The organism is Tateyamaria omphalii (genome assembly GCF_001969365.1).
Lineage (GTDB): Bacteria > Pseudomonadota > Alphaproteobacteria > Rhodobacterales > Rhodobacteraceae > Tateyamaria > Tateyamaria omphalii_A.
Genome location: NZ_CP019312.1, coordinates 2,623,631 through 2,636,166 on the forward strand (window position 1 = coordinate 2,623,631; position 12,536 = coordinate 2,636,166).

The window sequence follows — 12,536 nt, forward strand, 5'->3', positions numbered from 1 at the left end:
TTGCCCAACCTGTGGATGCGACAGGGCAAGTCGGAAGAAGGGTAAAACATGCAGTTCCGCGCGCCAGAAAAGCTCAACAACCTGCGCCAGGGGGCAGCAGCGGTCCTGACAGGCCCCCAAATGCTGGCCTTTGTGCCTGCGATCATGCTGGCCGCCTACTGGCTGGGCGGAGAGGTGGCATTGACCACCATGGCGATTGCCCTGCCCTTGGCCTGGCTGGCCTTCGGCGGGATCGAGGATTTGATACGACAGCGAATGGCTCGAAATTTGCAGCCGGGGGTGGTGTCACAAGACACGTTTGGCGACAAGATCGACACGATCCGACAGGATGCACCGGCTGCGGACAAAAACAGCGCCATGTTTTCCATCGAACTGGATGAGCATGCCACGCTTGCCGACCGTTTTGAACCCGCAGCCATCGACCGTATTCTCAAAGCCGTGGCGGATCGGCTTGTGACGACGATGCGTGACAACGACACACTTTGCCAAACGGGCGATTTTCGCTTTTCGCTGTGTCTGGGCCAGGTGCAGCATCTTGATCTCGAAAGCTGCATCCAGCTGTCAGGGCGCTACCAGCAAGCGATTGAGGAACCCATCGCCATCGACGGGACAACGATCTACGTGTCCGTCAGCGTCGGATTCTGCCTCCTGAACCGCGCGCCCGGCGGTACAGGGCGCGACTGGCTCAACGGATCGCTCGCCGCCTTGACCGAAGCGCAGCGGCGCGGCCCGTCCTCCGTGCGCGCCTATTCCACTGAACTGCACTCGCGGCTCAAGAATCGCGCGCATCTGCGCGACGAGGTTGCCGCCGCACTTGAACAAGGGCACATTCAACCGTGGTTCCAGCCCCAGATTTCAACCGACACCGGCAAGGTCGCCGGGTTCGAGGCGCTGGCACGCTGGATACATCCGGACCGCGGCGCCATCTCTCCGGCCGAGTTCCTGCCCGCCATCGAGGATGCCGGCCTGCTCGAACGGTTGGCCGAGATCATGATCTATCACAGCTTCACCGCGCTCAAGGCGTGGGATTCCGCCGGTCTACGCGTGCCGCATGTGGGTGTGAACTTTAGCGGCTCGGAACTGAACAACCCCAAGCTGGTGGACAAGGTGCGCTGGGAACTCGACCGCTTTGATCTGACACCTGACCGTCTGGCCGTCGAAATCCTGGAAACGGTGGTGACCGACACCACCGCTGATACGATCACCCGCAACATCAACGCCCTGGCAAAACTGGGGTGCCGGATCGACCTCGATGATTTCGGGACCGGGCACGCCTCAATCTCGTCCATCCGGCGCTTCGGCGTCAGCCGGATCAAGATTGACCGCTCTTTCGTGATGAAGGCGGACCGGGATCCGGAACAACAGCGGATGATCAGCGCCGTGCTCACCATGGCAGAGCGGATGAACATCGAAACCCTCGCTGAAGGGGTCGAAACCGTGGGCGAACATGCTCTGCTTGCACAGCTTGGCTGCGACTATGTTCAGGGGTTCGGCATCGCGCGGCCAATGCCGTTTGAAAAGACGCTCGATTGGGTCCGCGCGCACGAGGCAAAGCTGAAAGACGCGCCCTCGCTTCCGGTGCGGCGCACGAACTGACCCACCTGTCTTTGCCATTGTGCGCACCCGCGCAAACGCGCTGTCCATCCCTGTCTTGATCGTGAAGGTGCATCGGGCCACCAGGCCCCGCGTCACACCCGAATCCGCTTGACCTTTGCCCCTGCACTCTGTTGAACCCGTGCAACGTTTCAGACAGCAGGTGGCAGTCCCCGATGGACGATCAGAACAAGAACCTCATTCTTGCAACGGCGCTCAGTTTCCTGGTCATTCTGGTGTGGTTCGTGGTCTTCCCGCCGCCGGAACCGGATGTGCCGCTGGATGCGCCTGCGCCCACAACAGCGCAAAGCGAAGACGCAGGCACCGTGCCTGCAGCGCCCGCCGCTCCGGGCACCGCGCAACCATCCTCCGAAGCTGCGAGTGAAACTGCGGATGCGCCGCGCATCCAGATTGAAACCGACCGCGTCGCAGGCTCCATTTCGCTGCTCGGCGGACGCATCGACGATCTGCAACTCAAGGATTACCGCGTCAGCCAAGACCCCGGCGCTGACATCGTGAGGATGTTGTCGCCGGTCGGGTCCGCGGACGCATATTACGCCGTCTATGGCTGGGCGCCCGGCAGTGGCCTCGACGCCGACGCCGTTCCCGGCCCGAACACAGAATGGACCCTGTCCGCAGGTGATACGCTCGGCGTCGGGTCACCCGTCACGCTGTCCTGGAACAACGGTGCGGGCCTGCTCTTCGAACGCGAGATCAGCGTCGACGACAACTACATGTTCAGCATCACCCAGTCGGTGACCAACAATGGCAGCGCGGCGGTCCGCGCGGCCCCTTACGGCATGCTGACCCGTCATGGCGAGCCGTCGGACCTCAAGAATTTCTTCATCCTGCACGAAGGCGCCGTCGCCATGGCGGATGGCGAGTTGGCCGAAACCAACTGGGACGAGATGCCCGACGCAGATGTCGATCCCGCCTGGGGCCGCCCCGCCATAGTGACCGAAGGCGTGACCGAGGGCTGGGTCGGCTTTACCGACCACTATTGGCAGTCCATCCTCATCCCCACCGGCGTGCAAAGCTTCGACCAGGCCCTGACCTACGCCCCGCGCAGTGATGTCTACCGCGCCGTCACCCGCTTGCCCGCCCAAGACGTCGCCGCAGGCGCAACCGTGGCCGTGCAAACCCAGCTTTTCGCGGGCGCCAAGGAATGGGAAGCGATCCGCGAATACCAATCCGCTGGCGTCGAAGGGTTCATCGACAGCATCGACTGGGGTTGGTTCTTCTTCCTGACCAAGCCGATCTTCTGGCTGCTTCATGAATTGAACCTGCTGATCGGCAATATGGGCTGGGCCATCATCGGCCTCACGCTGATCATCAAGGCCGTTCTGGTACCACTCGCCTACAAATCCTACGTCTCCATGGCGAAGATGAAAGAGCTTCAGCCACGTATGGAAGAGCTCAAGGAAAAGGCCGGCGACGACAAGCAGAAACTCCAGCAAGGCATGATGGAGCTGTACAAGAAGGAAAAGGTGAACCCCGCCGCGGGCTGTCTGCCGATCCTCCTGCAAATCCCCATCTTCTTCTCGCTCTACAAAGTGATCTTCGTCACGATCGAACTGCGCCACGCCCCCTTCTTCGGCCCGTTCCAGGACCTGAGTGCGCCCGATCCCACCTCGATCATCAACCTTTTCGGCCTCCTGCCCAACGCCGCCCCCGATCCCACCAGCATTATGGCGCTCATCTTCATCGGTATCCTGCCGATCCTGCTGGGCATCTCGATGTGGCTGCAACAAAAGCTGAACCCGGCACCCACCGACCCCACGCAACAGATGATCTTTGCCTGGATGCCCTGGGTCTTCATGTTCATGCTGGGCAGCTTTGCCAGCGGGCTTGTCGTCTACTGGATCGCCAACAACGTGATCACGTTCACCCAGCAATACCTGATCATGCGCAGTCAGGGCTACAAACCCGATCTCCTGGGCAACATCACCGGCGGCTTCAAAAAGAAGGCGGCGGAGGAGACCAAGAAGTGACAGGCACCCTCGCCCACATCTGGCGGCACCCGATCAAGGGGATCGGTTCCGAGGCATGCGAAAGGGCTGACCTGACCCCCGATCAGGCGGTTGTGGGCGACCGCGCCTGGGCGCTGCTCAATGCAGACGCCGAGGATACCGACAACTGGCAACCGCGCCGGAACTTCCTGCAAGTCGCCTCCGGTCCCGCGCTGGCAGCCATTGGCGCCGTCTCGACCGACACCGGCGTGCTGCTCACCCATCCCGACCGCGACCCGCTCGACTTCAAACCAGACACAGACCCCACCGCGCTCGGCACCTGGATCGGCGACCTCTGGCCCGCCGACCGCCCCGGCCCCGCGCGCCTTGTCAAAGCACCGGAACAGGGCATGACGGATGTCGAGTTCGCGTCCGTCTCCATCGGCAACCTCTCGTCCCTGCGCGCACTCAGCCAGAAGGCCGGGATGCACATCGACATGCGCCGCTTTCGCATCAACCTCTGGCTCGACGGCCTCGCTCCATGGGAAGAAGGCGACCTGCTCAGCCGCGATATCACCATCGGCGGCGCGACCCTGTCGCCCGTCGAACCCATCGAACGCTGCCGCGCCCCCGACGCCAACCCGCAAACAGGCGCCCGCGACATCGGCATGCTGCGCACGCTCGAAGATGGCTGGGACACGCGCAATTTCGGCGTCTATTTCAAAGTAAAATCCGGCGGCACAGTCGCCGTTGGCGACACACTGCAATGACCCTGCCCTTCCCCGTCGCCCAAACACCCGACCCTCAAACCGCCGAACAGGGCCGCCTCCTGTTCGCGGGCGAAACCGAGTTCGTCAAAGGGGTCGTCGCCATGTCCGGCCTCCCCCCCGCCGACCGGATGGAGGTCTGCTTTGCCGGGCGCTCCAACGTCGGCAAATCCTCCCTCATCAACGCGCTCACAGGGCGCAAGGGGTTGGCGCGGGCGTCCAACACGCCGGGCCGCACGCAGGAAATCAACTACTTCACCGCAGGTGATGACCACTACCTCGTCGACCTGCCAGGCTACGGCTATGCCAACGCGCCTCTGCCAGTGGTCGAAAAATGGCAGCGGCTTCTGAAACAATACCTGTCCGGCCGCCAGACCCTGCGCCGCGCCTTTGTCCTCATCGACGCGCGCCACGGGATCAAGAAGGTGGACGAGGATATCCTCAAACTCCTCGACACCTCCGCCGTCACCTTCCAATGCGTCCTGACAAAGGCGGACAAGGTCAAGGCCAAGGACCGCGAGGCCGTACTGGCTCAGGTCCGACAGGCGCTGTCCAAACACCCCGCCGCCTTCCCCGAGATCGTGCTGACCAGCAGCGAAAAGGGCGACGGCATCGAAACCCTCCGCGCCATCATCGCCACGCTCGAATAGCGGGACGGCCGCGCCGGTATTCCAATCTTGCGCGGCAGCGCGCAATTCCGGATAAGCATCGGAACGCTTAAGGCCGCACAAGATGAAGACCCAAGATATGAACCGCGACTGGATCGCCACCGCCCGCACCCTCAGCCAGGCGCTGCCCTACATGCAGCGCTACACAGGTGCCACCGTCGTCATCAAACTGGGCGGACACGCGATGGGCTCGGACGAAGCGATGGAAAGCTTTGCCAACGACGTTGTCCTCATGCGTCAGGTTGGCGTGAACCCGGTGATCGTGCATGGCGGCGGCCCGATGATCAATGACATGCTCAAGCGGCTGGATATCAAATCCGACTTCGTGCACGGCAAGCGGGTCACGGACGCGGCCACCATGGAAGTGGTCGAAATGGTCCTCTCGGGTGTTGTGAACAAACGCATCGTGCAGGCCATCAACCGCGCGGGCGGCAAGGCCGTGGGCCTCTCTGGCAAGGATGCGAACCTGATCACCTGCGACCAGACCGACGCGGCTCTTGGCCTTGTGGGGACACCGGCCCAGATGGACCCGACCATCCTGTCCACGCTCTTTGACCGTGCCATGATCCCCGTCATCGCCCCCTTGGGCGCGGGCACGAACGGCGAAACCTTCAACATCAACGGCGACACCGCCGCGGGCGCCATCGCGGGCGCGCTCAAGGCCGACCGCCTGCTCCTGCTCACCGATGTCTCCGGCGTCAAGAACGCGGACGGAGAGGTCGTAACCGAACTCACCGCCGACCAGATCCGCGACCTGACCGCCGACGGCACCATCGCGGGCGGCATGATCCCCAAGACGGAAACCGCGCTCGACGCCATCGCCAGCGGCGTGCGCGCGGTCGTCATCCTTGATGGTCGTGCGCCAAATGCCTGTCTTCTCGAACTTTTCACCGATCACGGTGCGGGCTCCATCATCCGCCCCCGCTGACACAAACGTGTCTGCGCGCCGCATTGCGTGATGTCGCTCACGCGGTAGATATGGGGCATGGAACATGAAACGCTCATCCGCTTTGGCGTCTTTCTCGGCCTCTTTGCGCTGTTTGCGCTGGCTGAAACGCTGCTGCCTCGCCGCGCGCGCACCCAGACGCGCCAGAGGCGCTGGGTGACGAACTGGGGCATCACCATCGCCAACACCCTGATGATCCGCGCGATGGCGTTCCTGCTGCCCGTCCTCGCCGTGGGTGCCGCCATTGATGCGGGCAATCAGGGCTGGGGCCTGTTCAACGCGCTGTCGCTGCCCATCTGGATCGAGGTTATCGCCGCAATCCTCATCCTCGATTTCATCATCTGGGCGCAGCACCTGATCACGCACAAGGTGCCGATCCTCTGGCGCCTGCACCGCGTCCACCACGCTGATGTGGACATGGACGTGACCACCGCCATCCGCTTTCACCCGGTCGAGATTGGCCTGTCGATGCTGATCAAGATCGGCGCCGTCTACCTGCTCGGCCCCGCCGCCCTTGCCGTGATCCTGTTCGAAATCATCCTGAACGGCACCGCCATGTTCAACCACGCCAACATCCGCCTGCCCCTCTGGCTTGACGCCACCCTACGCCGCGTGTTGGTGACGCCCGACATGCACCGCGTCCACCATTCGGTCCACCGCCACGAACATGACAGCAATTACGGCTTTTCCCTGTCGATCTGGGACCGCATGTTCGGCACCTACATCGCCCAGCCCGAAGGAGGCCACGACGAGATGGCCGTTGGTCTTGAGTGGCAGGACGACCGCCCGGCCAAACTGGGCTGGTCCCTCGGCCTGCCCTTCGCCCGGAAATGACCCTTGATGCGGTCGCGCGCGCCGTCGAACCTTATGGTCTGATGGTCATGGGCCACTCCGGCACGCGGGTGCTGATCGGCACCGACGCCCACTGGTGGGACGTGTTCACCCAAAGCCCGGAATATCTGAACAAGGTCCAGGACCCGGTCGACACCTGGTCCAAGCGCGTCATGGGCGGCATCGCGCAGGACCTGGGGGCCAAAGCCCTCTTCCCTTCCGACGGCCCACCCTACGCCCCCTTCATCGCATGGGCGCTGGAAACGGGCCGCTTCTGGCAAAGCCCCACGGGCATGATGATCCACGAAAAAGCCGGATTAATGATTTCTTTACGTTGCGCGCTTGAATTCATTGAAGAATTTGAATCTGTCCCCGCGGGGACAAATCCATGCACCTCCTGCACCCCAAAACCCTGCACCACCGCCTGCCCCGTCGGCGCCCTTTCCGAACACGCCCCCTACGACGTCCCGTCTTGTAAGGCGTATCTCGATACGCCCGCCGGGGCTGACTGCATGACCGGCGGCTGCCGCGTCCGCCGCGCCTGCCCCGTCAGCCAATCCTTCGCCCGGCCCGAGGCGCAATCGGCGTTCCACATGAAGGCGTTCCACCCATGACCCGCACCCTGATCCTGATGCGGCACGCAAAGTCCAGTTGGGACGATCCGAGCCTATCCGACCACGCGCGCCCGCTGAACGCGCGCGGCATTGCCTCGGCGCGCGCGATGGGCGACTGGTTGCGGGAGAAAGGACATGTTCCCGACGCTGCCGTCAGTTCAGACAGCCAGCGCACGGGGCAAACCTTCACCGAACTTGGGTTCGACATTCCAGTGACGTACACACGCGCGCTGTATCACGCAGGACCAGAAATGATGATGGAGGTACTGCAAGGGCAGACCGCGCAGATCGTGCTGATGCTGGGCCACAACCCGGGGATCGCAAACGTCGCGGACAGGCTGGTCACTCAACCACCCGGACATCCGCGTTTCATGGATTACCCGACCTGCGCCACGACCGTGATGCGCTTTGATGCCGACACCTGGAACGACATCGGCTGGCGCGAGGGCCAGCCGATTGATTTCGCGATACCGCGCGAGGTGATGGGGTAAGGCGGATCAAGATCCGCCTTACGACTCAGTGCCCCAGGATCTGGCTGAGGAACAGCTGCGTACGGGGGCTTTGCGGATTGTTAAAGAACTCTTCGGGTTCATTCTGTTCCACGATCTGTCCTTCGTCCATGAAGATCACGCGGTTGGCAACCTGACGGGCAAAGCCCATCTCGTGCGTGACGCAAAGCATGGTCATGCCTTCCTCGGCCAGTTCGACCATGGTGTCGAGCACCTCTTTGATCATCTCCGGATCCAGCGCCGATGTGGGTTCGTCAAACAGCATGATCCGCGGCCGCATGCAAAGCGAGCGGGCGATGGCCACACGCTGCTGTTGACCGCCCGACAACTGGCCTGGATACTTGTCGGCCTGGTCGGGGATCTTCACCTTTTCGAGGAAGTGCATCGCGATCTCTTCGGCTTCCTTCTTGGGCGTCTTGCGCACCCAGATCGGAGCCAGCGTGCAGTTCTCCAGGATCGACAGGTGCGGGAACAGGTTGAAATGCTGAAAGCACATGCCGACCTCGGACCGGATCTTGTCGATGTTCTTGACGTCCGACGACAGCACCGTTCCGTCGACCTCGATGCGGCCTTGCTGGTGCTCTTCCAGCGCGTTGATGCAGCGGATCAGCGTGGATTTGCCCGAGCCCGAGGGTCCGGCAATCACGATCCGTTCGCCGCGATAGACCGTCAGGTCAATGTCGCGCAGCACGTGAAAGGTGCCGTACCATTTGTTCATCTTGTCGATGGACACCGCCACTTCGTCCGACACGTTGGCGGCCACTTGCGGCAGATCGGTTTCGGGGAGGGTTGCTGTTGTTTCTGTCATATCACCCACTCCTTAGCGGTGTTCGGTCGCAAGCTGACGTTCCAGCCATTGCGAATATTGCGAGATGCCGTAGCAGACGACGAAGAACAGCACGGCGGCAAAGCCCAGAAGCTCCCAGTAGACGCCGTTCCATTCCTGCGCGGCCAGGATCGGACCGCGGATCATGCCGACGAGGTCGAACATTGAAATCACCGACACCAGCGTCGTATCCTTGAACAGGCCCACGGCCACGTTCACAATGCCCGGGATCGAGATCTTGAGCGCCTGCGGCAGGATGATCAGGCGCATCGCCTGCGGGTAGTCGAGGCCGAGGCTGTCCGCCGCCTCGTACTGGCCGCGCGGCAGGGCGGCGAGGCCCCCCCGGATCACCTCGGCGATATAGGCCGCCGAGAACATCGTGATCATGATCACAACGCGCAGGAAAAGGTCTACATTGCTGTCGGGTGGGAAGAAGTAGGCCAGCATCACCGAAGCCACGAAGAGCAACGTGATGAGGGGTACACCCCGCACGAACTCAATGAAGACGACGCAGATCCATTTGATGATCGGCATGTCCGACTGACGACCCAGGGCCAGGACAATCCCCAGCGGAACAGACAGCGACACACAGGTCACGCCCAGCATCATGTTCAGCATGAAACCACCAAGGTCACGGCTGGGAACCGGGCGCAGCCACGCGTTCGCGTTGGCCCCGTCCGGGATCAGCCATCCCCCCGCCGTCCAAATGACGACCGCCGCAATGATCGCGCCAAAGAAACCGGCAGCAAAGCTCGACGTGCTCAGCCGTTGGAACACCAGGTATCCAATCACAAAGCCCACCAGCACCAAGATCGGCGTCGCGATGGTGCCGCCCCAAATCAGCCAATATGCGACAAAGGGGTAGAGCGCCGTGATGATCAGCAGTTTGCGCGGCAGCGTGTACATCAGCACCGGGAGAATCGCCGCAAACAGCAGCAAAAGCGCGAGATTCGGACGCCAGTATTCTGCCGCCGGGTACTTGAAGCCGTAGAGCAGCTGATTGATCCGCTCCGTCAGGACTGAAAAACAGCCACCCCGGACACCGTCCAGAACCTCGCGACACTCCGCGAGGCTCTTGGTGGTCCAGACACCGTTGAAGATCCAGGGCAGGACACCGGCCAGAATGGCGTAGATCGCGTATAGCGACACCAGCGTCAGCAGCGTTCCCCAAACCCCGTTGAACAGGTTGGCGCGCAGCCAGCCGACCAGTCCGACTTCGGACGCGGGCGGCGGGGATGGCGGCAATTGCGTGTCGCGGACAAAGGCGACGGTTTGTGCGTGTGTATCGCTCATATCACCGCTCCTTCAGCTTCACGGAGTTGTTGTAGACGTTCATCACCGCCGAGATCAGCAAGCTGATCGTGAGGTAGAACAGCATCAGGAGCAGCACGCATTCGATAGCGCGACCCGTCTGGTTCAGCGTGATGCCCCCCAACGTGCCGGTGATGTCCATGTAACCCACCGCAATCGCCAGCGACGAGTTCTTGGTGATGTTGAGGTATTGCGAAATAAGCGGCGGGATGATGACGCGCAGGGCTTGCGGCAGCACCACAAGGTTCATGATCCGACCGGAGCGCAGGCCAAGTGAGGCCGCGGCCTCGGTCTGGCCCTTGCTGATTGCCTGGATGCCCGCGCGGACGTTTTCAGCGATGAAGGCCCCGGTATAGATGGCCAGCGCAAACCACAGCGCGATGAGAGAACCGCGGATGTTCAGGCCACCGGCAAAGTTGAACCCTTTGAGTTCTGGAATGTTCCAAGTAAGGCCCATGATCGTCAAGAGCACGATCAGCGGCACAAACCAGATGGCCAGCGTGATGTACCATGTTTTCGGGCGGTCGCCTGTCGCCTCTTGCTTGGCCGCGGCCCATGTGCCCAGCGCACGCGCGCCGAAAAAGGAGCCCACGAGGCCGACCACGATCAGCAGCCAACCCATCGCGGCCGACCCCATGAGCGGCGCACTGAGCACCGGCGCAGGGATGTAGATGCCGCGATTGGTAAAGGCGAAGAGGTTCAGCAGCATGGTCGCGTCCGGTTCATCCCCGCGGAAAGCGCGGGGCGCGGGCATGACCGCTGTCATCACGGTGAAGATGATGATGATCCAGATCAGGACCGGCACGTTCCGGAACGCTTCGACATAGGCCGACATCAGCTTGGACACGAGCCAGTTGTTCGACAGGCGCAAGACACCCGCGATCACACCCAGCACCGTCGCCGTGACGCAAGCCAGGAAAGCCACCAGCAGCGTGTTCAGCACACCCACAACGGTGGCCCGCCAATGGGTCATCTGGCTGTCGTATTCGATCAGGCGCTGGTTGATGTCATATCCCGCGGGCTCGCCCAGAAACGCCCAGCTGAGAAACAGGCCCTGTTCGCGCAGGTTGGCGAACATATTGCTCATCAGATACGCGATGGACGCGACCAGCGCCAAAAGAGCGATGAATTGAAATGTGTAAGATCTGTAGCGCGTGTCGTTCAGAAGCATCGACAGGCGGAACGACTCCTGTGGAGGGTCGGTCATCGTGGTCATGGAGAGGGTCCCCGCGGTTCCGGCCTTTGGTTTTACGCGCCTACACGCGGGGCCGGGTTTTCAGTTATTGGCTGCATTCTTGGCAGTCTCGCTGCTGTTTTCAGCAGTCCTGTGCCCAGATGCGCGAGGGGCGCAGGGTTTAACCTGCGCCCCTCGGCTTGGTATCTTAGCGGAAGGGCGGGCTGTAAAGCAGGCCGCCATCGGTCCACTGCGCGTTCAGGCCACGGGCCAGACCGATCGGAGTGGATTCGCCGATGTTCTTCTCGAAGATTTCGCCGTAGTTCCCGCCGGCTGTGATGGCTTTCATCGCCCAGTCAGCGTCGAGGCCCAGCATTTCACCCAGCGTGCCCTCGGTGCCGAGGATACGGTTGATTTCCGGGTTGTTGGTGCCAGCGCCCATTTCGGCGATGTTGGCCGAGGTGATGCCCAGCTCTTCGGCCGAGATCAGCGCGTTGAGGGTCCAGCGGACCACGTCGCCCCATTCGTTGTCGCCATGACGGACCAGCGGGCCCAGCGGCTCTTTCGAGATGATTTCGGGCAGCAGGACGTGGTCATTTGGTGCTTCGAACGCGGCGCGCGTTGCGGCCAGGCCGGAGGCATCCGTTGTGTACACGTCGCAGGCACCAGCCAGATATTGCTGCTGCGCTTCGGCGTTGGTTTCGATTGGCACGGGATCATAGCTGATGCCGTTCACGCGGAAGAAGTCCGCCAGGTTCAGCTCGGTCGTGGTGCCGGTCTGGATGCAGACGGTAGCACCGTCCAGATCCTTGGCCGACGACACGCCCAGATCCTTGGGGACCATGAAGCCTTGACCGTCATAGTAGTTCACGCCGACGAAGGTGAACTTGAGGTCCACATCGCGCGAGAAGGTCCATGTGGTGTTACGGGCCAGCATGTCGATTTCACCCGAGGCCAGCGCCGTGAAGCGCGTCTTGCCTGTTGTGGGTACGAACTCGACGGCTGTTGCGTCGCCCAGAACGGCGGCTGCAACCGCGCGGCAAACGGCAACGTCAAAGCCTTGCCATTCGCCGTTGGCGTCGGGTGTCGCAAAGCCCACAAGCCCGGTGGCCACGCCGCAGTTCAGCGTGCCGCGTGCTTTCACGTCATCGAGCGTGCCAGCAGCCGCAGCGCCGGCAGCCATGCCAGCGGCGGTCAGCGCGCCAAAGATTACGGTTTTTTTCATTTTTACCTCTTCCTGATTTTCCGTCGCGTTTGGACGGTTCGATCAACGCGGCCTGAGCGTTCACTCCGCGTCGAAGGCGATCCAGCTGGGGTTATCCCCAGCCGGTGGGCAAGAGTGTGCGGG

12 protein-coding genes are annotated in these 12,536 nt (G+C 62.2%); 8 read left to right on the forward strand and 4 right to left on the reverse strand.

What is annotated here, in order from left to right; translation table 11 throughout:
- Positions 1-48: 48 nt before the first annotated feature.
- From BWR18_RS12950 to BWR18_RS12985, 8 genes are all read left to right on the forward strand, one after another.
- Positions 49-1,596: a putative bifunctional diguanylate cyclase/phosphodiesterase gene (locus BWR18_RS12950; RefSeq protein WP_076628800.1), complete on the forward strand. Its 1,548-nt coding sequence runs from the start codon at positions 49-51 to the stop codon at positions 1,594-1,596.
- Positions 1,597-1,769: 173 nt separating this feature from the next.
- Positions 1,770-3,584 carry a membrane protein insertase YidC gene (yidC, locus tag BWR18_RS12955; protein ID WP_076628802.1) on the forward strand — a complete coding sequence of 605 codons (1,815 nt, stop codon included), beginning with the start codon at positions 1,770-1,772 and terminating at the stop codon, positions 3,582-3,584.
- Positions 3,581-4,312 carry an MOSC domain-containing protein gene (locus tag BWR18_RS21695; protein ID WP_076628804.1) on the forward strand — a complete coding sequence of 244 codons (732 nt, stop codon included), beginning with the start codon at positions 3,581-3,583 and terminating at the stop codon, positions 4,310-4,312. The genes yidC and BWR18_RS21695 overlap by 4 nt, the downstream gene beginning before the upstream one ends.
- Positions 4,309-4,959: a ribosome biogenesis GTP-binding protein YihA/YsxC gene (gene yihA, locus BWR18_RS12965; RefSeq protein WP_076628805.1), complete on the forward strand. Its 651-nt coding sequence runs from the start codon at positions 4,309-4,311 to the stop codon at positions 4,957-4,959. Before BWR18_RS21695 ends, yihA begins: the two co-directional genes overlap by 4 nt.
- A gap of 82 nt (positions 4,960-5,041) precedes the next feature.
- The gene (argB, locus tag BWR18_RS12970) at positions 5,042-5,905 is read left to right on the forward strand and encodes an acetylglutamate kinase (protein WP_172839385.1); all 864 of its coding nucleotides are present in this window, start codon (positions 5,042-5,044) and stop codon (positions 5,903-5,905) included.
- A 57-nt stretch (positions 5,906-5,962) separates the two neighbouring features.
- Entirely contained in the window at positions 5,963-6,757 is a 795-nt protein-coding gene (locus BWR18_RS12975) for a sterol desaturase family protein (RefSeq protein ID WP_076628807.1), read from the forward strand.
- Positions 6,754-7,368 carry a hypothetical protein gene (locus BWR18_RS12980; protein WP_076628808.1) on the forward strand — a complete coding sequence of 205 codons (615 nt, stop codon included), beginning with the start codon at positions 6,754-6,756 and terminating at the stop codon, positions 7,366-7,368. The genes BWR18_RS12975 and BWR18_RS12980 overlap by 4 nt, the downstream gene beginning before the upstream one ends.
- Positions 7,365-7,859, forward strand: a complete 495-nt coding sequence (locus BWR18_RS12985) for a SixA phosphatase family protein (protein WP_076628810.1) — start codon at positions 7,365-7,367, stop codon at positions 7,857-7,859. Before BWR18_RS12980 ends, BWR18_RS12985 begins: the two co-directional genes overlap by 4 nt.
- 25 nt (positions 7,860-7,884) lie before the next feature.
- Here BWR18_RS12985 and BWR18_RS12990 read toward each other — a convergent pair whose 3' ends face one another.
- From BWR18_RS12990 to BWR18_RS13005, 4 genes are all read right to left on the reverse strand, one after another.
- Positions 7,885-8,685 carry an amino acid ABC transporter ATP-binding protein gene (locus BWR18_RS12990; protein WP_076628812.1) on the reverse strand — a complete coding sequence of 267 codons (801 nt, stop codon included), beginning with the start codon at positions 8,683-8,685 and terminating at the stop codon, positions 7,885-7,887.
- Positions 8,686-8,697: 12 nt separating this feature from the next.
- On the reverse strand, positions 8,698-9,996 hold the full coding sequence (locus BWR18_RS12995; RefSeq protein WP_076628813.1) for an amino acid ABC transporter permease: 1,299 nt from the start codon (positions 9,994-9,996) through the stop codon (positions 8,698-8,700).
- Between the two features lies 1 nt (position 9,997).
- Positions 9,998-11,230, reverse strand: a complete 1,233-nt coding sequence (locus BWR18_RS13000) for an amino acid ABC transporter permease (RefSeq protein WP_076628814.1) — start codon at positions 11,228-11,230, stop codon at positions 9,998-10,000.
- Positions 11,231-11,396: 166 nt separating this feature from the next.
- Positions 11,397-12,413: an amino acid ABC transporter substrate-binding protein gene (locus BWR18_RS13005; RefSeq protein WP_076628816.1), complete on the reverse strand. Its 1,017-nt coding sequence runs from the start codon at positions 12,411-12,413 to the stop codon at positions 11,397-11,399.
- Positions 12,414-12,536 lie beyond the last annotated feature (123 nt).

What these genes read in the sequence shown, in the direction of transcription:
- BWR18_RS12950 (WP_076628800.1), top strand. Translation starts at nt 49, where the DNA reads ATGCAGTTCCGCGCGCCAGAAAAGCTCAACAACCTGCGCCAGGGGGCA.
- yidC (WP_076628802.1), top strand. Translation starts at nt 1,770, where the DNA reads ATGGACGATCAGAACAAGAACCTCATTCTTGCAACGGCGCTCAGTTTC.
- yihA (WP_076628805.1), top strand. Translation starts at nt 4,309, where the DNA reads ATGACCCTGCCCTTCCCCGTCGCCCAAACACCCGACCCTCAAACCGCC.
- argB (WP_172839385.1), top strand. Translation starts at nt 5,042, where the DNA reads ATGAAGACCCAAGATATGAACCGCGACTGGATCGCCACCGCCCGCACC.
- BWR18_RS12975 (WP_076628807.1), top strand. Translation starts at nt 5,963, where the DNA reads ATGGAACATGAAACGCTCATCCGCTTTGGCGTCTTTCTCGGCCTCTTT.
- BWR18_RS12980 (WP_076628808.1), top strand. Translation starts at nt 6,754, where the DNA reads ATGACCCTTGATGCGGTCGCGCGCGCCGTCGAACCTTATGGTCTGATG.
- BWR18_RS12985 (WP_076628810.1), top strand. Translation starts at nt 7,365, where the DNA reads ATGACCCGCACCCTGATCCTGATGCGGCACGCAAAGTCCAGTTGGGAC.
- BWR18_RS12990 (WP_076628812.1), bottom strand. Translation starts at nt 8,685, where the DNA reads ATGACAGAAACAACAGCAACCCTCCCCGAAACCGATCTGCCGCAAGTG.
- BWR18_RS12995 (WP_076628813.1), bottom strand. Translation starts at nt 9,996, where the DNA reads ATGAGCGATACACACGCACAAACCGTCGCCTTTGTCCGCGACACGCAA.
- BWR18_RS13000 (WP_076628814.1), bottom strand. Translation starts at nt 11,230, where the DNA reads ATGACCACGATGACCGACCCTCCACAGGAGTCGTTCCGCCTGTCGATG.
- BWR18_RS13005 (WP_076628816.1), bottom strand. Translation starts at nt 12,413, where the DNA reads ATGAAAAAAACCGTAATCTTTGGCGCGCTGACCGCCGCTGGCATGGCT.